Origin of the sequence: Phaeovulum veldkampii DSM 11550 (assembly GCF_003034995.1) — a bacterium.
Taxonomy (GTDB): domain Bacteria; phylum Pseudomonadota; class Alphaproteobacteria; order Rhodobacterales; family Rhodobacteraceae; genus Phaeovulum; species Phaeovulum veldkampii.
In genome coordinates, this window is sequence record NZ_PZKF01000002.1 from 25,417 (window position 1) to 43,332 (window position 17,916).

Consider the following 17,916-nt stretch of genomic DNA (forward strand, 5'->3'; position numbering starts at 1 on the left):
GGCCGCAGACCCGCTAAAAGACGCGCCAACCTTGGGGGAGGGGAGCCGATGAGTGCCACCAGCCAGATCCGGGCGCTGACGCCCGCCGATATCACCGCGCGCAAGGGCGGCCAGCCCATCGTCTGCCTGACCGCCTATACGACGCCGATGGCGCGTTTGGTGGATGCGCAATGCGATGTGGCGCTGGTGGGTGATTCGGTGGGAATGGTGCTGCATGGTCTGCCCTCGACGCTGGGGGTCACGCTGGAAATGATGATTCTGCATGGCCAGGCCGTGGCGCGCGGGCTGAAACGCGCGCTGATGGTCATCGACATGCCCTTTGGCAGCTATGAGGAAGGCCCGGCGCAGGCGTTTCGCAATGCCGCCCGGCTGATGGCGGAAACCGGGGCCGCGGCGGTCAAGCTGGAAGGCGGGCGGCATATGGCCGAAACGATCGCCTTTCTGGTTGCCCGCGGCGTGCCCGTGATGGCACATGTCGGGCTGACACCGCAGGCGGTGAACACGCTGGGGGGCTATAAGGTGCAGGGCCGGGGCGCCGATGCCGCGCGGCTGCGCGCCGATGCGCAGGCGGTGGCCGAGGCCGGGGCATTCGCCGTGGTGCTGGAAAAGCTGCCCGCGCGTCTGGCCGACGAAATCACCGCGGCGGTGCCGATCCCGACCATCGGCATCGGCGCGTCGGCGCGCTGCGATGGGCAGGTGCTGGTCGTCGATGACATGCTGGGGCTGTTCACCGATTTCCGCCCCAAATTCGTGCGCCGCTATGGCGAGTTGGGCGCCGCCGCCGAGGCCGCGGTTGCCGCCTATGCCGCGGATGTGCGCGCCCGCGCCTTTCCGGGGCCAGAGCATGAATTCGCCGATGACGCCGCCGGGGCCAAGGCATGACCGGGATCGTGCGCCATGTCGCCGATCTGCGCGCGGCGGTGGCCGGATGGCGGCGCGCGGGCGACAGTGTGGGCGTGGTGCCCACGATGGGCGCGCTGCATCAGGGCCACCTGAGCCTTGTGGCCGCCGCCCGCGCCGCCTGCGACCGGGTGATCGTGACGATCTTCGTCAACCCCCGTCAGTTCGACAACCCCGAGGATCTGGCGAAATATCCACGCACCGAGGAAACTGACGCGGCACTGCTGGCGCCCTTGGCGGTGGATGCGATCTTTGCCCCGGCGCCAGCCGAGGTTTACCCGCAGGGCTTTGCCACCACGGTGTCGGTTGCGGGCGTCAGCGCGGGGCTGTGTGGTGCGCATCGGCCGGGGCATTTTGACGGGGTGGCCACGGTGGTGGCCAAGCTGTTCGGGATGACCCAGGCCGATCAGGCGTTTTTTGGTGAAAAGGATTGGCAGCAGGTGCAGGTGGTGCGCCGCCTTGTCGCCGATCTGAACATTCCCGTGACGATCAACGCCTGCCCCACGCTGCGCGAGCCTGACGGGCTGGCGCTGTCGTCGCGCAACGCGCGGCTGTCGGCGCAGGATCGGGCGATTGCCCCCGCGCTCCATGCCGCGATGCAGGATGCCGCGCGCGCGATCCGGGCGGGCACGCCTGTGGCAGCCGCGCTGGTCGGGGCCGAGGCGGCGGTGCTGGCCGCGGGTTTTGCGCGTGTCGAATATCTGGACCTGCGCAGCGCCGAGGGGCTGGAGCCTGTCATCCTGCTGGACCGCCCTGCGCGGTTGCTGGCAGCGGCATGGCTGGGCGATGTGCGCCTGATCGACAATATTGCGGTCTGATCTGCCCCGCCCGGCGCGGGCCGGGAATTGGCCCCCCTGCGGCGGCGGGACACCTTGTCGCGGCGGCACCCGCAGCCGATGATGGCGTGGTATATGGCTTGCGCGCCGGGCTTGTGCGCAAGGGCCACTATGCCCATGTCCTGTGTTCTGCAACACCGGGGAGGCCTGCATGTTTGCGATGGTCCGCGGGGCGGCGCTTGCCCTGATCGTGCTGACGATCATCTTTGTCGTGGTACGAATCTATGCCCGCTCGGTGCGGCGCGAGGCGCTGGAAAAAGAATGGGACGCGGCCTATCTTGCCGACGAGAACCCCGAAGCGCGCGCTGACTACATCGACCGTGGCATGGCAACCTATGAACGCAGCCTGGCGCGCAGGCTGGTCTGGCTTGTCTATGTCATTCCGCTTGGCCTTGCTGCGCTGACGGCTTTTGCCGTCAATCATCAATGGAATTGAAAGGAGCCTTCCCATGTGGGGCTATGTAAAATGGACGCTGATTGCCCTGATCGTGGCGACGTTCGGCGCCTTCCTGCATTACACGCTGCCGCAAACCGATATCGTGCGGATCACCAACACCTTCAACAGGCAGACCACCATCGGCTCGAACTGGATGTTCTACGCCAGCTCTGATTCCGGCAGCGCCGAAACCGAGGTGCGCGATATCCGCTTCATCGAGGCGGTGCGCCCGAACGACAAGGTGATTGTGTATCGCAACGAGGATACCGGCTGGGTCTGGCCGCCCTATTTCAAATACGACAGCTCGAACCTTCAGGCCGAGGCGTCAAACCTGAAATCGGACAAGGCCACCCCGCAATGGGTGAAGGTCACGCATTACGGCTGGCGGATTCCGCTGATTTCGATCTACCCCAATGCGGTCAGCGCAACCGCGATCGAGGGGCCTGATGTGCGGATCATCCCGTGGTTCAATATCGTGTTCCTGTCGTTCCTGGCACTGGCGCTGCTGATGGTGCGCCGGATGTGGCTGCAATTCCGCGAACGCACCATCGACCCGCTGATCGACGAGGTCGAGGACAAGTTCGACGAAGTCAGCCTTGAGGGCCAGCAGGCAGCGCGCAAGGCGCGTGGGCTGGTCGCGCGACTGTTCGGGCGCAAGGGCTGAGGTCAAGGGGCGTTGAACGGCGGGCGGGCTTTCGCTAGCCTGCTGTTCCGGGCCGCATGGGGCGGCCCCAACAGGATGCCCCGATGCCAGACCCCGCCCATGCGCGCAACGCCGGTGTGCCCTTCGCCCCCGACTGGTTTGCGCGGATCACGGTCAATACGCCCGCTGCCGAACGGCGGGCTGATACGCTGGTGGCCCGGCGCAGCCTGAAAGGGCCATGGCAGGCCGCGTGGCTGGTGAATGCGCTCCGCTGCATGGATCTGACCACGCTTGCGGGCGACGATACCCCCGACCGGGTCGCGCGGCTGTGCGCCAAGGCGCGCGCGCCCTTAGCGCCGCACATTCTGGCGGGGCTGGGGCTGACGGGGGTAACGACCGGCGCGGTTTGCGTTTACCCTACGATGGTGGCGCCTGCCGTGCGCGCGCTGGACAGGTCGGGCATCCCCGTGGCCTCGGTCGCCACGGGCTTTCCCGCGGGGCTGATGCCGCTGCCGCTGCGGCTGGCCGAAATCCGCTATGCGGTGGATCAGGGGGCAGCCGAAATCGACATCGTGATTTCGCGCGCGCTGGCGCTCCGGGGCGAGTGGGCGGGGCTTTATGACGAACTCTGCGCGATGCGTGAGGCCTGCGGGCCTGCGCATATGAAGGCGATCCTGGCGACGGGCGAGTTGCAGACACTGACCAATGTCTATCGCGCCAGCATGGTGGCGATGCAGGCGGGGGCCGATTTCATCAAGACATCGACCGGCAAGGAACCCGTCAACGCCACGCTGCCGGTGTCGCTGGTGATGCTGCGCGCGCTGCGCGACTATGGCGCCCGGACCGGGGCTCGGATCGGGTTCAAGCCTGCCGGAGGGCTGCGCACCGCCAGGGACGCGCTGAACTGGCAGGTGCTGATGCACGAGGAAATGGGGCCAGACTGGTTGCGGCCCGATCTGTTCCGTATCGGCGCCTCGTCGCTTCTGTCGGATATCGAGCGGCAGTTGGAACACCATGTCACCGGCCGCTATGCCTCGGCCGCGCGCCAGGCGCTGGCCTGAGGGGGAATGATGCCGACCGTGAGTGACATTCTGGACAGCCTTGACTACGGCCCCGCTCCCGAAGGCACCGTCGAGGTGCGCGGCTGGCTGGCCGCGCGCGGGCGGTTTGGCCATTTTATCGGCGGCGCCTTCACCGCGCCGGTGGGGCTGTTTGACACGCTGAACCCCGCCACCGGCGAGGTGCTGGCGCAGGTGACGCAAGGTACGCCCGCCGACGTGGCCGCCGCCGTTGCTGCCGCGCGGGTCGCGCAGCCCGGATGGGCGGCGCTGCCGGGGCATGAACGGGCGGAGTGGCTGTATGCGCTGGCCCGGCAGGTGCAAAAGCGCGAGCGGTTTTTGGCGGTGCTGGAGGTGCTGGATACCGGCAAGCCGATCCGCGAGGCGCGCGATATCGACCTGCCGCTGGTGGTGCGCCATTTCTACCACCATGCGGGCTGGGCTGAGGTTCTGGCCGACCAATTTCCCGGTGCGGCGCCCTTGGGTGTGTGCGGCCAGATCATTCCCTGGAACTTTCCGCTGCTGATGCTGGCGTGGAAGCTGGCGCCTGCGCTGGCGGCCGGAAATACCGTGGTGCTGAAGCCCGCGGAATGGACGCCCCTGACGGCGCTGGCCTTTGCCGAGATTTGCGCGGAGATCAGGTTGCCTGCGGGCGTGGTGAATATCGTCACCGGTGACGGTGCGACGGGGGCGGCGCTGGTGGCCGCCGAAGTGGACAAGATCGCCTTCACCGGATCGAGCGAGGTGGGGCGCGAAATCCGCCGCGCCACCGCGGGCACCGCCAAGCGGCTGACGCTGGAACTGGGCGGCAAGTCGCCTTTCATCGTCTTTGCCGATGCCGATCTGGAGGCGGCGATCGAGGGTGTGGTTGATGGCATCTGGTTCAATCAGGGGCAGGTCTGTTGTGCCGGGTCGCGCCTGCTGGTGGCCGAGGCGGTGGCGGATGCGTTCACCGAACGGCTGCGCGCACGGATGGCGCGGCTCAGGGTAGGTGACCCGCTGGACAAGGGCACCGACATCGGTGCGATCATCCACCCCGACCATCTGGCGCGGATCGGCGCGCTGGTGGCCGAAGGTCAGGCGGCGGGCGCTGAACTGGTGCAGGCGCCCGCGCAACTGCCCGCGCGGGGCTGCTATTGCGCGCCGGGTTTCTTTACCGGGGCTGCCCCGGCAAACCCGGTGTCGCAGCGCGAAATCTTTGGCCCTATCGCCACGCTGACCACCTTTCGCACGCCCGACGAGGCGGTGCAGCTTGCCAATGCCAGTTGTTACGGGTTGGCGGCCTCGATCTGGTCGGAAAACCTGGCGCTGGCGCTGGATATCGCGGCGCGGGTCAAGGCCGGGGTGGTCTGGGTCAATTCGGTCAACGTCTTTGACGCGGGCGCGCCGTTCGGCGGGATGCGCGACAGCGGTTTTGGGCGCGAGGGTGGGCGGGCCGGGATGCTGGAATATCTGGCATGGCCCGCGCCTGCGGCGGTTGCCGAACCGGAGCCGGCGGCCTTGGTGGCCGCGCCCGACCCGACCCATCCGGGCGCCGCAGGGGGCATCGACCGGACGGCCAAGCTGTATATCGGAGGCGCGCAAAAGCGCCCCGATTCGGGGCAATCCTACGCCGTTCGAGCGGGCGACAGGCTGCTGGGGCTGGCGCCATGGGGCAGCCGCAAGGATATTCGCAATGCGGTCGAGGCGGCGCAGAAGGCCAGCGGCTGGGCCGCGATGGCGGGCCACGCCCGTGCGCAGGTTCTGTATTTCATCGCGGAAAACCTGTCGGCCCGCGCCGCCGAATTTGCCGCACGCCTGGCCGAGGCAGGCCAGCCCGATGCCCAGGCCGAAGTGCAGGCCACGATCCGTCGCGCGTTCTACTATGCCGCGCTGGCCGACAAGCACGATGGCCGCATCCCCGCCACACGCGCGCGGCATCTGACGCTTGTGCAGCCCGAACCACATGGCGTGATCGGTATCGCCTGCCCGAATGCCGCGCCGCTTTTGGGGTTGGCGAGCCTGATCCTGCCCGCCATCGCCATGGGTAACCGCGTGGTGGCGATCCCCGCGCAGGACATGCCCTTTGCCGCCACCGATCTGGCGCAGGTGTTTGACTGTTCCGACCTGCCGGGCGGGGTGGTGAACCTTGTTACCGGCCCGCGCGACGATCTGGTGGCGGTGATGGCCTGTCATGATGATGTCAACGCGCTGTGGGTCTGTGGCACCAAGGCAGGTGCCGCGCGGGCGCAGGCCGACAGCGCGGGCAACCTGAAACCTGTCTGGGTGATGACAAACCGCGACTGGCAGGGCGCGTCTGGGCAGGGGCAGGCGTTTCTTGACCATGCCGTGCGACTGAAAACGATCTGGCTACCCTTCGGGGCGTGATCTGTCAGCGGGCTGTCATCAAAACTTCATTCGACGCCGGCACAATACTTCGGTATTTCGTGAAGTATGGAACATGAGATCGCCGCCAACCTTTTCTCGACCCTCGGCCATGATGGCCGGTTGCGCGTTTTGCGCCTGCTGATGCGTCGCGCCCCGCAGGGCGCGCGCCCGACCGAAATGGCGGAGGCGCTGGGGATGAAGGCCAACACGCTGTCCACCTATTTGGCCGCGCTGGAAACCGCCGGGTTGGTGCGCGCCGAACGGCGGGGCCGCGCCATAACCTACCGCGCCGAAACCGGCCGGTTGGCCGCGCTGCTTGACTACCTTTTTGCCGACTTTGCCCGCGGTCGCCCCGATCTGGCGCCCGCCCCCCTTGCTGGAGTCTTCCCGATGGAAAACCGCCCCTATCGTGTATTGTTCATCTGTTCGGGCAACTCGGCCCGGTCGATCTTTGCCGAATGTCTGTTGCGCGATCTGGGGGCGGGGCGCTTTGTCGTCCATTCAGCGGGCACGCGGCCGGAAAGCGCGCTGAACCCCACCGCGCTGGAGGTTCTGGCGCGGGCGGGGCACGACACCTCTGGCCTGCGCGCCAAACATATCGCCGAGTTCCAGACCCCCGGTGCGCCGCTGATGGATTTCGTCTTTACCGTCTGCGATCAGGCCGCAAATGAAGAATGCCCGCCTTGGCCCGGCCAGCCCATCACCGGGCATTGGGGCGTGGCCGACCCGGTCAAGGCCACCGGAACCGATGCCGAAAAGGCGCTGGCCTTCGCCCGTGCCTATGCCGAACTGCGCCGCCGGATCGCGGCCTTTGCGGTGCTGCCCTTTGCCGAACTGGACAAGGTCGCGCTGCAACGGCGCGTCGATCAGATCGGGCAGGAGGGGTAGGCCATGGCAAAGATTGCAATCAACGGCCTGGGACGGATGGGCAAGCTGGTGCTGCGGCGGCTGTTCGATGCAGGCCACGGCGGGCAGATCGTGGCCTTGAACGATGTGCAGGGCGATCCGGCCCAGCACGCGCTGCTGCTGGAGTTTGACAGCGTGCATGGCCGCTGGCCCGCCGCCATCGGGCACGCGGAGGGTGCGCTGCATGTGAACGGGCACCGCATGGCGCTGACCCATCACAAACGGATCGAAGATCTGCCGTTGGCGAAATCGGGTGTCGATCTGGTGATCGACTGCACCGGCGTCTTCAAGACGGTCGAAAAGGTTGCCCCCTATTTCGATTCAGGGGTGCGCAAGGTTGTCGTGTCGGCCCCGATCAAGGACAGCGCGCTGAACCTGGTTTATGGCGTGAACCATCAGGCCTATGACCCGGCGCGGCACGATCTGGTGACAGCGGCAAGCTGCACGACGAACTGCCTCGCCCCGGTGGTCAAGGTCGTGCATCAGACGCTGGGCATCCGGCACGGGATGATCACCACGCTGCATGATGTGACCAACACCCAGACGCTGGTCGATGCCCCCGCCAAGGATATGCGCCGTGCGCGCTCGGCCCTGATGAACCTGATCCCGACAAGCACCGGCTCGGCCACCGCGATCGGGCTGATCTTTCCCGAACTTCAGGGGCGGCTGAACGGCCATGCGGTGCGGGTGCCGTTGCTGAACGCCTCGCTGACCGATTGCGTGTTTGAACTTGAGCGCGCCACGACAGCGGCCGAGGTGAACGCGCTGTTCAGGGCCGCCGCCGAAGGGCCGCTGGCGGGGATTCTGGGCTATGAGGACCGCCCGCTGGTATCATGCGATTTCGTGAACGATGCACGTTCGGCCATCGTGGACGGGCCTTCGACCATGGTCGTCAATGGCACGCAGTTGAAGGTCTATGCCTGGTATGACAACGAATGGGGCTATGCCTGCCGCCTTGCGGATGTGGCGCTGATGGTTGCGGGGCGGATGTGAACGGGCGCCGCGCCTATGCTGCCGTGACCGCGGCCTACTGGGCCTTCATGCTGTCGGACGGCGCCTTGCGGATGTTGGTGCTGCTGCATTTCAACAGCCTTGGCTTTTCGCCGATTCAACTGGCGTGGCTGTTCCTGCTGTATGAACTGGCGGGTATCGTCACCAACCTGTCGGCGGGCTGGATTGCCGCGCGGTTCGGGCTGGCCTTTACGCTCTATGCGGGGCTTGGCTTGCAGATTGCTGCCCTGGCGGTGTTGGCGCAGCTTGACCCTGGCTGGTCGGTGGGGGCCTCGGTCATTTTCGTGATGGCGGTGCAGGGCGCATCAGGCGTGGCCAAGGATCTGGCAAAGATGTCGTCCAAATCGGCGGTCAAGCTGCTGGCGCCGGAAGGCGAGGGCGGGCTGTTTCGCTGGGTGGCGCTGCTGACGGGTTCCAAGAACGCGGTGAAGGGGCTGGGCTTTTTCCTGGGGGCCGCGCTGCTGGCCTGGACGGGGTTTCAGGTCTCGGTCTGGGCGATGGCTGGGGTTTTGACGGTGATCCTGATCGCGGTTGCAGCCTTTCTGCCGCCGGGGCTGCCGGTGGGGAAGAAAGGGGTCAAGTTCCGGCAGGTTTTCTCCTCCGATCCGCGGATCAACCGATTGTCGCTGGCGCGGATGTTTCTGTTCGGCGCGCGCGATGTCTGGTTTGTGGTGGGCATCCCGGTCTATTTCCAGATGGTGCTGTCGGATGGTACCGCCGAAGGCCGGCGCGAGGCGTTCTTTCTGATCGGCGGTTTCATGGCTCTGTGGATCATCGCCTATGGCGCGGTTCAGGCGGTGGCCCCACGGCTGCTGGCCGGGCGGGCGACGCCCGCGTCGGCGGCGTCCTGGGTGGCGGTGCTGACGGTCATTCCCTTTGCGCTGGCAGGGCTGGCGCTGGCCGCGGGCGGCCCCTCGCCCTGGTTGACCGGGGCGCTGGTTGCCGGGCTGCTGACCTTCGGGTTTGTCTTTGCTGTCAATTCTTCGCTGCATTCCTACCTGATTCTGGCCTTCACCAGTGCCGAGCGGGTGACGATGGATGTGGGCTTTTATTACATGGCCAATGCGGCCGGTCGGCTGTTGGGCACGGCGCTGTCGGGGATCAGCTATCAGGCGGGGGGGCTGTCGCTGTGCTTGGCCACGGCGGGGGCGATGGCGGCGGCAAGCTGGCTGGCGATGCGCCGGGTCGCGCCATGAAAAAGCCCCGCCCGAAAGGGCGGGGCGCGGCGGTTTCGGTGCTGCCGGATCAGGCGTTGGCTTCGCGGATCTTGTCGGCGGCGTCTTTGCTGTAGTCGATGCCCTTGGCCTCAAACAGCGCGTCCAGCTCGCCCGACAGCGTCATTTCAGTGACGATGTCGCAGCCGCCGACAAATTCGCCCTTGACGTAAAGCTGAGGGATCGTTGGCCAGTCGGAAAACTCCTTGACGCCTTGGCGCACATCTTCGTCGGCCAGCACATCGACGGCGACGTAGTTGACCTCCATGTAGTTCAGCACGCCCGCAACACGGCTGGAAAAGCCGCATTTCGGCGCGGTTTTCGTGCCTTTCATGTAAAGCACAACATCATTCTGGGCGACGGTATCGCGGATCTGGTCAACGGCGGTCATCGGGTTTCCTTCGGGGCTGGCGATTTCAGGGTCACTCGGGGGCCTTGGTGGTCAGCGCAAGCGCGTGCAACTCGCCACTGTCGAGCTTGCTTTTGAGGGCTGCGTTCACCGCGCGGTGCTGTTGCACACGGTTCAGCCCGCGCAAGCTTTCGTCGATCACCTCGGCGGCCCAGTGATTGCCGTCACCGACCGTGTCGGTGATGGTGATCTTTGCGTTCGGGAAAGCGGCCCGGATCAGGGCTTCGATGTCGTGGGCTTCCATCGCCATGCGGCAGGCTCCTTCGGGTCTCTTTGTCGCAACCTAGAGCCAGGACCGGGCCGCTTCAAGGCCCGTACCGAGATGGGATGTTCAGGCGACGGCTGCTGCAAAGGCGGTGCGGTAGAGCGTTGACAGGTCGGCAAGGGGCGCGGCCTCGGCCCCCAGCGTCACTGCATCGCCGCCAAAGTGGCCAACACGCGCGACCGACACGCCTGCCGCTTGTCCGGCAGCCTCAAGTGCCGCGGCCCCGTCGGCATCGCAGGCCACAAGGTAGCGCGCCTGATCCTCGCCAAAGAGCGTGGCTATATCGCTTGCGGTCAGCGTCAGGCCCAGCCCCGCGGCTTCGGCCATTTCAAAGGCCGCCAGCGCCAGACCGCCATCCGACAGATCGGTTGCCGCTTTTACATGGACTCGGTTGGCGCGCAGAAACTCGCCGTGGAGCCGCTCGGCCGCCAGATCGACGGTCGGCGCATCGCCCGCCTCGATGCCAAAGGCTTCGGCCAGCAGCGCCGACTGGCCCAGATGGCCCTGGGTCTGGCCGATGACCAACGCCAGATCGCCCGCCACGGGCTGGCCCGCGATCAGCTCATCGAGCGATTTCAGCAGGCCAACGGCGCCGATCGTGGGCGTGGGCAGGATGCCGGTGCCGTCGGTTTCATTATAAAGCGACACGTTGCCCGACACGATGGGGAAATCGAGCGCATGGCACGCCGCGCCGATGCCTTTGATCGCGCCGACCAACTGGCCCATGATCTCGGGCTTTTCGGGATTGCCGAAGTTGAGGTTGTCAGTCGCGGCCAAGGGCAGGGCGCCCACGGCGGTCAGGTTGCGATAGGCTTCTGCCACGGCCTGCTTGCCGCCCTCGAACGGGTTGGCCTTGACGTAGCGCGGCGTTACATCAGACGTGAAGGCCAGCGCCTTGCCGGTGCCGTGCACCCGCACCACGCCCGCGCCCATGCCGGGCCGGCGCACGGTGTCGGCGCCCACCTGCGTGTCATACTGTTCCCATACCCATGCCTTGTGTGCGTAGTTGGGCGAACCGATCAGCGCCCGAAGCGCGTCGATGGCGCCGATGGTGGGCACAAGCCCCAGGGGCGCGGCGGGGGGTGTTTCAACCCAGGGCCGGTCATATTCCGGGGCGGTGCCCGACAGCGCCTTCAGCGGCAGGTCGGCTTTGACCTGATTGCCATGCATGATCAGAAAACGGTCCTCGGCGATGGTTTCGCCGACGATGGCAAAGTCGAGATCCCATTTTTCAAAGATCGCCCGTGCCTCGGCCTCTTTTTCAGGCTTCAGCACCATCAGCATCCGTTCCTGAGATTCCGACAGCATCATTTCATAGGCGGTCATGTTCCGCTCGCGCGTAGGAACGCGGTCAAGATCGAGCCGGATGCCCAGATCGCCCTTGTCGCCCATTTCCACCGCCGAACAGGTCAGCCCTGCGGCGCCCATATCCTGAATCGAGATCACCGAATCCGAGGCCATCAGCTCAAGACATGCCTCAAGCAGACATTTTTCGGTGAACGGGTCGCCGACCTGAACGGTGGGGCGTTTTTCCTCGATCGTGTCGTCAAACTCGGCACTGGCCATGGTGGCGCCGCCGACGCCATCACGCCCCGTCTTGGCGCCGAGGTAGACAACCGGCATCCCCACGCCCGAGGCGGCGGAATAAAAGATCTTGTCAGTATCGGCGAGGCCCGCTGCAAAGGCGTTTACCAGGCAGTTGCCGTTGTAGGCGGCGTGAAAGCGCACCTCGCCGCCCAGGTTGGGCACACCGAAGGCGTTGCCATAGCCGCCCACGCCCTCGACCACGCCCTTGACCAGATGTGCGGTTTTCGGATGGCTGGGCAGGCCGAATGACAGCGCGTCCATTGCTGCGATGGGGCGGGCGCCCATGGTGAACACGTCGCGCAGGATGCCGCCAACCCCGGTGGCCGCGCCCTGATGCGGTTCGATGTAGCTGGGGTGGTTGTGGCTTTCCATCTTGAAGATGACGGCCTGGCCGTCTCCGATATCCACCACGCCCGCGTTTTCGCCCGGCCCGCAAATCACCTGCGGCCCGGTGGTGGGCAGGGTGCGCAGCCATTTCTTTGACGATTTGTAGGAACAATGCTCGTTCCACATCGCCGAAAAGATGCCCAGTTCGGTGAAGGTCGGCTCGCGCCCGATCAGGCCCAGAATGCGCTCGTATTCATCGGGCTTCAGCCCATGCGCGGCAATCAGTTCGGGGGTGATCTTGGGCTCGTCCATCGGGGCCTCCTGTCCAGATGCCGCCTCTTAGAACAGGGGGGCCATCCGGGGAAGGCCCGATTTGCCCTGCGGGGCCGCGAATCTGTCTGCCGAGCAAAAAAAAGGCCGAGACAAAGCTCGGCCATAGTCCAACAGGGAGGTAGAAGGTGATGAGAGTTTCCTCATGTCATCGCCTTCACCGCCCGATTTATGGGCAGTCTGAGAACCATTCAAGGGAAATGATGCTGCGGTTGCAACATGTCTGCCATGCGTTGCGGTTATGCCTCATGTCAATCGGCGGTTGTGCCGCCTTCGGCCTGCGCGCGGCGGTACAGGGTAATTTCTTCCTGCACGAAATCGCGGAAGGCGGTGACGCGGCGCGATTGGCGCAATTCTTCGGGGTAGGCCAGAAACACCGGCACCTCGACCGAGGCCACATCGGGCAGCACCCGCACCAGATCGGGAAAGTCGCTGGTCAGGTAATCGGGCAGCACGCCGATGCCGATGTGGTTCAGCACACCCTGAAGCACCCCGAAATAGTTGTTCACCGTCAGCGTGGATGGAATGTTGAAGGCCAGCAACCGTTGCGATAACTGCGCGCCCGCCTGCACCTGCGGGGTGGCGGGGTTCTGGCAGATCAGGCGGTGCGCGGCGATATCCTCGATCGCCTGCGGCGTGCCTGCGCGGGCCAGATATTCGGGCGTTGCATAAAGTCGCATCCGGATATTCAAAAGCCGCTTGCGGATCAGGTCGGCCTGCGCCGGTTCCTTCATGCGGATCGCCACGTCGGCCTCGCGCATGGGCAGGTCAAGCACCCGCTCCTCCAGCAGCAGGTCGATCTTGAGGTCGGGGTAGCGATCATAAAGTTTGACCAGACGCGGCGCCAGCCACAGTGTGCCAAAGCCGGTGGTGGTGGTCACCTTCAGTTCGCCGAACACCTCTTCTTCACTGTCGCGGATGCGCGCCGAGGCGGTTTCCAGCTTTTTCGCCATGGTCGAGGTGGCGTCAAACAGCAACTCGCCCTGTTCGGTCAGAATCAGCCCCCGCGCGTGGCGGTGAAACAGCGTGGTGCCCAGACTTTCCTCAAGCGCGCGGATCTGGCGGCTGACTGCCGATTGCGACAGGTGCAGCACATCACCCGCATGGGTCAGGCTGCCCGCATCGGCCACGGCGTGGAATATTCTGAGCTTGTCCCAGTCCATCGGCATCACTTTCTGATCACATCTGCTGTGTGGCGCACGGAATCTTACCTATCCATGCTAAACTTAACAAACAGGTTTCAGGTTAAATTCCATCTTGTAGGTCAGCAATTTTGACCTAATATGCGCGAGTGCTCGTTCAGCAAGCGGAGGTGCCAGATGAGCAGGCAGGAAATTTCCTTGTCGGATCGGTTCGACCTGACGAAAAGCCCGGTGCTGTTGAACGGCACGCAGGCGTTGGTGCGGCTGATGTTGATGCAGGCCGCGCGCGACAAGGCGGCGGGGTGGAATACGGCGGGTTATGTGACCGGCTATCGCGGCAGCCCTTTGGGCGCGGTCGATATGCAGATGGCCCGCGCCCGGCGCGAGCTGGAGGCCGCGCAGGTGCGGTTTCAGCCCGGCCTGAACGAAGATCTGGCCGCCACCGCGATCTGGGGTACGCAACAGGCCGAACTGCGCGGCGAGGGGCGGTTCGAGGGAGTTTTTGCCCTGTGGTATGGCAAGGGCCCCGGCGTGGACCGGTCGGGCGACGTGATGCGCCACGCCAACATGGCCGGCACATCGCCGCGCGGTGGAGTGCTGATGGCGATGGGCGACGATCACACCGGCGAAAGCTCGACCGTGTTGCATCAGTCGGACTGGGCGCTGGTCGATGCCTATATGCCGGTCCTTTCCCCCGCAGGTGTGCAGGAAATTCTGGATTATGGCCTTTATGGCTATGCGCTGAGCCGGTTTGCCGGGGTCTGGGTGGGCCTCAAGACAATGAAGGACACGGTCGAGGCCACGGCGGTTGTCGATGGCGACCCGTTCCGCATGGCCTTTGTGGCGCCCGAATTCGCGATGCCGCCGGGGGGGCTGAACATCCGGCTGGGCGATACGCCCGTGGCGCAGGAAGCGCGGATGATCGACCACAAGCGGTTCGCTGCCGAGGCGTTTGCCCGCGCCAACCGGATCGACCGGCGGGTGCATGGCGCTGCGGGCGCCAGGATCGGCTTTGTCGCGGCGGGCAAAAACTGGCTTGATCTGGTGCATGCGCTGCAACTGCTGGGCATCGACGGGGCGGAATGCGAGCGGCTGGGTCTGACCACCTACAAGATCGGCCAGACATTCCCGATGGACATGAAATCGTTCAACGACTGGGCCGAGGCGCTGGAGGTGATCGTCGTCGTCGAGGAAAAGCGCAAGCTGATCGAGGTGCAGGTCAAGGAGGCGATCTTTGATAACCGCCGGGGTCGGCGCGTGCTGGGCTGGCACCATGACCGCACCGGCGCGGAACTGTTCCCCACGCGCTTTGCGCTTGATCCGGTGATGATTGCCGAAAAGATCGGCCAGATCCTGATCGAGGAGGGGCGCGGAACCGACGCGTTGCGCGCGGGCCTTACGACAATGGCCGAGGCGCGCCGCGCCGACAACGCGCCCGAAATTGCCACCCGCACCCCGTGGTTCTGTTCGGGCTGCCCGCATAACACCTCGACCAAGGTGCCCGAGGGCAGCCGCGCCTATGCCGGGATCGGCTGTCACTACATGGTGCAATGGATGGGGCGCGAGACGCAGGGCTTTACCCAGATGGGGGGCGAGGGCGCCAATTGGGTGGGCGAGGCGCCGTTTTCCACCCGCAAGCATGTGTTCCAGAACCTTGGCGACGGCACCTATAACCATTCGGGGGTGCTGGCGATCCGGTCGGCTTTGGCGGCGGGCACCAACATCACCTATAAAATCCTGTTCAACGATGCGGTGGCCATGACCGGCGGCCAGCCCAACGAAGGCGGGCTGACCGCGCCGCAGATCGTGCGGGAAATTCAGGCGATGGGGGTCAGGCCCATCGTCGTGGTCTATGACGCCAAGGAGGGGCTCGACCTGGCGCAGTTTCCGCGCGGGGTGGAAACGGTCGAACGCGCGGGGCTGATGCCGGTGCAGCAGCGGCTGGCCGAAACGCCCGGCGTGTCGGCCATCGTTTATGTGCAGACCTGTGCCGCCGAAAAGCGCCGCCGCCGCAAACGTAGCACCTTCCCTGACCCGGACCGGCGCGTGTTCATCAACACCGATGTCTGCGAAGGCTGCGGCGACTGCGGGGTGCAGTCGAACTGCGTGTCGATCGTGCCCGCTGAAACCGCCTTGGGCACCAAGCGCGCCATTGATCAATCGTCGTGCAACAAGGATTTTTCCTGCCTCAAAGGCTTTTGCCCGTCATTCGTGACGCTGGAAGGCGCGCGGGTGAAAAAGGCCGCCACGGCCCAGGTTGCCCTGCCCGACATGGCCGAGCCTGCGCTGCCCGCCATTGCGGGCACGCATAACGTCGTCATCACCGGGGTGGGCGGCACCGGCGTTGTGACCGTGGGCGCGGTTCTGGCGATGGCCGCGCATCTGGATGGCAAGGGCGCGGGCATGATGGAGATGGCAGGGCTGGCGCAGAAGGGCGGCGCAGTTCACATCCATCTGCGATTGGCAAACCGGCCCGAAGATATCTCGGCGATCCGCGTCGCGGTGGGCGAGGCCGATTGCGTGATCGGCGGCGATCTGGTGGTGACGGCGGGGGCCAGGACGCTGGGCCTGATGCGCACAGGCCGCACCGGCGCCGTGGTCAACGCGCATGAAATCGTGACCGGCGATTTCACCCGAAACCGCGATTTCCGCCTGCCAGCCGACCAGTTGCGCCTGTCGCTTCAGGCGCGGCTGGGCGACGGGGTGGTGTTTTTCGACGCATCAGAACTGGCGCGGCGGGCCTTGGGTGATTCGATCTATTCCAACATGATCGTGCTGGGTGCGGTCTGGCAGCGGGGCCTTGTGCCCCTCAGCCGCGCGGCGATCCTGCAGGCGGTGGAGTTGAACGGGGCGGCGGTCGAGGCCAACCAGCGCGCGTTTGAACTGGGCCGCTGGGCGGTGGCCTGCCCGACCGATGCGGCCCGACTGATCGCGCCCGAGGCCGCAAGCCCGGCGCCCGACCCGGTTGAGCTGCGCGCCGCGCATCTGACCGCCTATCAGGACGCGGCGCTTGCCGCGCGCTTTTGCGATCTGGTGGCGCGTGCGCCCGGCCCGCTGCGCGCATCGGTGGCGAAGGGTTATCACAAGCTGCTGGCCTACAAGGATGAATACGAGGTTGCCCGGCTGCATCTGGAAACCGCCGAAAAGGCGCGGGCTGAATTTGACGGCGCCTTCCGGCTGACCTTTCACCTTGCGCCGCCGGTGATGGGCGGTTCTGACCCCGACGGGCGCCCGAAAAAGCGGGCCTTCGGCGAATGGGTCTTGCCGGTCTTCCGACTGCTGGCGCGGATGAAGACCCTGCGCGGCAAACCCTATGATCTGTTCGGCTGGCTGCCCGAACGCGTCACCGAACGCCGCCTGATCGCGCAGTATGAGGCCGACATGGCCGAGGTGTTGCCCGCGATCACCCCCGCCACGCTGGAGATTGCGCGCGAACTGGCCGAACTGCCGCTGACCATCCGCGGTTTCGGCCCGGTGAAAGAGGCGGGCGTGGTCGCCGCCGCCAAAAGGCGCGAGGCGCTTTTGGCTGCGTTCCGCGCGGGTGGCAACCCGCAAGCGATGGCCGCGGAATAAGCGCAACCGCGCGGTGGATTTTCCTGCGCGCAGGGCGTATGTCAGGGCAAAGCGCCCCGCCTTGCGCGGGGGGCACACCTCGCGGGCAGGAGGCGGGCATGGCGGTTGGGGTTTTCGATAGCGGCTTGGGCGGGCTGACGGTTTACGAGGCGCTGGCCCGAAAGATGCCCGATGTGGCCTTTGTCTATCTGGGCGACAATGCCCATGCCCCCTACGGTGTGCGCGACGCCGAAGATATCTATCGGCTGACCTGTGCCGGGGTCGAACGGCTGTGGGCCGAGGGCTGCGATCTGGTGATTCTGGCCTGCAACACCGCCAGCGCCGCCGCGCTGAAGCGGATGCAGGAACACTGGGTTCCGAAGGACAAGCGCGTTCTGGGCGTGTTCGTTCCGCTGATCGAGGCGCTGACAGAACGCGAATGGGGCGACAATTCCCCCCCGCGCGAGGTCGAGGTCAAGCATGTGGCGCTGTTTGCCACCCCAGCCACCGTGGCCAGCCGCGCCTTTCAGCGGGAACTGGCGTTCCGCGCCATCGGCGTGGATGTGGAGGCGCAGCCCTGCGGCGGGGTCGTCGATGCGATCGAGCAGGGCGACGAGATTTTGGCCGAGGCGCTGGTGAAAAGCCATGTCGAGGCGCTGAAACGCCGGATGCCCCACCCCGAGGCGGCGGTTCTGGGATGCACCCATTACCCTCTGATGGAAGCCGCCTTTCAGGAGGCGCTTGGCGCGGGCGTCAAGGTCTATTCCCAGCCCAACATCGTGGCCGAAAGCCTGGCCGACTATCTGGCCCGGCGCCCCGAGATGCTGGGCAAAGGAACGGTGTCGCGGTTTCTGACCACGGGCAACCCGGCCTCGGTGTCGGCCAAGGCCACGCAATTCCTGCGCCACGGAATCCGGTTCGAAGCGGCCTGAG

At 65.8% G+C, this 17,916-nt stretch carries 15 protein-coding genes; 11 read left to right on the forward strand and 4 right to left on the reverse strand.

The genetic code is table 11. The annotated features are described in order from the left end of the window. Positions 1 to 48: 48 nt before the first annotated feature. The 9 genes from panB (at position 49) to arsJ (ending at position 9,353) form a co-directional block, all read left to right on the forward strand. Positions 49 to 882: a 3-methyl-2-oxobutanoate hydroxymethyltransferase gene (gene panB / locus C5F46_RS01040; protein ID WP_107323514.1), complete on the forward strand. Its 834-nt coding sequence runs from the start codon at positions 49 to 51 to the stop codon at positions 880 to 882. Then, positions 879 to 1,718, forward strand: coding sequence for a pantoate--beta-alanine ligase (gene panC, locus C5F46_RS01045; RefSeq protein WP_107323515.1), 840 nt, complete (start codon positions 879 to 881; stop codon positions 1,716 to 1,718). The genes panB and panC overlap by 4 nt, the downstream gene beginning before the upstream one ends. A gap of 169 nt (positions 1,719 to 1,887) precedes the next feature. After that, positions 1,888 to 2,172 (forward strand): hypothetical protein, encoded by a 285-nt coding sequence (locus tag C5F46_RS01050; protein WP_235820041.1) that lies wholly within the window; start codon positions 1,888 to 1,890, stop codon positions 2,170 to 2,172. 13 nt (positions 2,173 to 2,185) lie between these two features. Next, positions 2,186 to 2,836 (forward strand): DUF1523 family protein, encoded by a 651-nt coding sequence (locus C5F46_RS01055; RefSeq protein WP_107323516.1) that lies wholly within the window; start codon positions 2,186 to 2,188, stop codon positions 2,834 to 2,836. 83 nt (positions 2,837 to 2,919) lie between these two features. Then, on the forward strand, positions 2,920 to 3,876 hold the full coding sequence (gene deoC / locus C5F46_RS01060; RefSeq protein WP_107323620.1) for a deoxyribose-phosphate aldolase: 957 nt from the start codon (positions 2,920 to 2,922) through the stop codon (positions 3,874 to 3,876). Positions 3,877 to 3,885: 9 nt separating this feature from the next. Continuing rightward, positions 3,886 to 6,240, forward strand: coding sequence for an aldehyde dehydrogenase family protein (locus C5F46_RS01065; RefSeq protein WP_107323621.1), 2,355 nt, complete (start codon positions 3,886 to 3,888; stop codon positions 6,238 to 6,240). Positions 6,241 to 6,306: 66 nt separating this feature from the next. After that, entirely contained in the window at positions 6,307 to 7,128 is an 822-nt protein-coding gene (locus C5F46_RS01070; protein WP_107323517.1) for a metalloregulator ArsR/SmtB family transcription factor, read from the forward strand. Positions 7,129 to 7,131: 3 nt separating this feature from the next. Then, positions 7,132 to 8,139, forward strand: coding sequence for an ArsJ-associated glyceraldehyde-3-phosphate dehydrogenase (locus tag C5F46_RS01075; RefSeq protein ID WP_107323518.1), 1,008 nt, complete (start codon positions 7,132 to 7,134; stop codon positions 8,137 to 8,139). Continuing rightward, on the forward strand, positions 8,082 to 9,353 hold the full coding sequence (gene arsJ / locus C5F46_RS01080) for an organoarsenical effux MFS transporter ArsJ (protein WP_107323519.1): 1,272 nt from the start codon (positions 8,082 to 8,084) through the stop codon (positions 9,351 to 9,353). Before C5F46_RS01075 ends, arsJ begins: the two co-directional genes overlap by 58 nt. A 49-nt stretch (positions 9,354 to 9,402) precedes the next feature. On the opposite strand, the gene grxD is transcribed toward arsJ, so the two are convergent. The 4 genes from grxD to C5F46_RS01100 all read right to left on the reverse strand — a co-directional run bounded on the left by grxD (position 9,403) and on the right by C5F46_RS01100 (position 13,452). Further along, entirely contained in the window at positions 9,403 to 9,762 is a 360-nt protein-coding gene (gene grxD, locus C5F46_RS01085) for a Grx4 family monothiol glutaredoxin (RefSeq protein ID WP_107323520.1), read from the reverse strand. A gap of 31 nt (positions 9,763 to 9,793) precedes the next feature. After that, on the reverse strand, positions 9,794 to 10,030 hold the full coding sequence (locus C5F46_RS01090) for a BolA/IbaG family iron-sulfur metabolism protein (protein WP_107323521.1): 237 nt from the start codon (positions 10,028 to 10,030) through the stop codon (positions 9,794 to 9,796). A gap of 81 nt (positions 10,031 to 10,111) precedes the next feature. Next, on the reverse strand, positions 10,112 to 12,271 hold the full coding sequence (gene purL / locus C5F46_RS01095; RefSeq protein WP_107323522.1) for a phosphoribosylformylglycinamidine synthase subunit PurL: 2,160 nt from the start codon (positions 12,269 to 12,271) through the stop codon (positions 10,112 to 10,114). Positions 12,272 to 12,540: 269 nt separating this feature from the next. After that, positions 12,541 to 13,452, reverse strand: coding sequence for a LysR family transcriptional regulator (locus tag C5F46_RS01100; protein ID WP_107323622.1), 912 nt, complete (start codon positions 13,450 to 13,452; stop codon positions 12,541 to 12,543). Between the two features lie 156 nt (positions 13,453 to 13,608). Between C5F46_RS01100 and C5F46_RS01105 the strand changes: the two genes are divergently transcribed. Beyond that, positions 13,609 to 17,004: an indolepyruvate ferredoxin oxidoreductase family protein gene (locus tag C5F46_RS01105; protein ID WP_107323523.1), complete on the forward strand. Its 3,396-nt coding sequence runs from the start codon at positions 13,609 to 13,611 to the stop codon at positions 17,002 to 17,004. A gap of 98 nt (positions 17,005 to 17,102) precedes the next feature. After that, positions 17,103 to 17,915 (forward strand): glutamate racemase, encoded by an 813-nt coding sequence (locus C5F46_RS01110; RefSeq protein ID WP_107323524.1) that lies wholly within the window; start codon positions 17,103 to 17,105, stop codon positions 17,913 to 17,915. The last annotated feature ends 1 nt before the right edge of the window (position 17,916 follow it).

What these genes read in the sequence shown, in the direction of transcription:
- panC (WP_107323515.1), top strand. Translation starts at nt 879, where the DNA reads ATGACCGGGATCGTGCGCCATGTCGCCGATCTGCGCGCGGCGGTGGCC.
- arsJ (WP_107323519.1), top strand. Translation starts at nt 8,082, where the DNA reads ATGGGGCTATGCCTGCCGCCTTGCGGATGTGGCGCTGATGGTTGCGGG.
- C5F46_RS01055 (WP_107323516.1), top strand. Translation starts at nt 2,186, where the DNA reads ATGTGGGGCTATGTAAAATGGACGCTGATTGCCCTGATCGTGGCGACG.
- C5F46_RS01070 (WP_107323517.1), top strand. Translation starts at nt 6,307, where the DNA reads ATGGAACATGAGATCGCCGCCAACCTTTTCTCGACCCTCGGCCATGAT.
- grxD (WP_107323520.1), bottom strand. Translation starts at nt 9,762, where the DNA reads ATGACCGCCGTTGACCAGATCCGCGATACCGTCGCCCAGAATGATGTT.
- panB (WP_107323514.1), top strand. Translation starts at nt 49, where the DNA reads ATGAGTGCCACCAGCCAGATCCGGGCGCTGACGCCCGCCGATATCACC.
- C5F46_RS01075 (WP_107323518.1), top strand. Translation starts at nt 7,132, where the DNA reads ATGGCAAAGATTGCAATCAACGGCCTGGGACGGATGGGCAAGCTGGTG.
- C5F46_RS01100 (WP_107323622.1), bottom strand. Translation starts at nt 13,452, where the DNA reads ATGGACTGGGACAAGCTCAGAATATTCCACGCCGTGGCCGATGCGGGC.
- C5F46_RS01090 (WP_107323521.1), bottom strand. Translation starts at nt 10,030, where the DNA reads ATGGCGATGGAAGCCCACGACATCGAAGCCCTGATCCGGGCCGCTTTC.
- C5F46_RS01105 (WP_107323523.1), top strand. Translation starts at nt 13,609, where the DNA reads ATGAGCAGGCAGGAAATTTCCTTGTCGGATCGGTTCGACCTGACGAAA.
- C5F46_RS01065 (WP_107323621.1), top strand. Translation starts at nt 3,886, where the DNA reads ATGCCGACCGTGAGTGACATTCTGGACAGCCTTGACTACGGCCCCGCT.
- deoC (WP_107323620.1), top strand. Translation starts at nt 2,920, where the DNA reads ATGCCAGACCCCGCCCATGCGCGCAACGCCGGTGTGCCCTTCGCCCCC.
- C5F46_RS01110 (WP_107323524.1), top strand. Translation starts at nt 17,103, where the DNA reads ATGGCGGTTGGGGTTTTCGATAGCGGCTTGGGCGGGCTGACGGTTTAC.
- C5F46_RS01050 (WP_235820041.1), top strand. Translation starts at nt 1,888, where the DNA reads ATGTTTGCGATGGTCCGCGGGGCGGCGCTTGCCCTGATCGTGCTGACG.
- purL (WP_107323522.1), bottom strand. Translation starts at nt 12,271, where the DNA reads ATGGACGAGCCCAAGATCACCCCCGAACTGATTGCCGCGCATGGGCTG.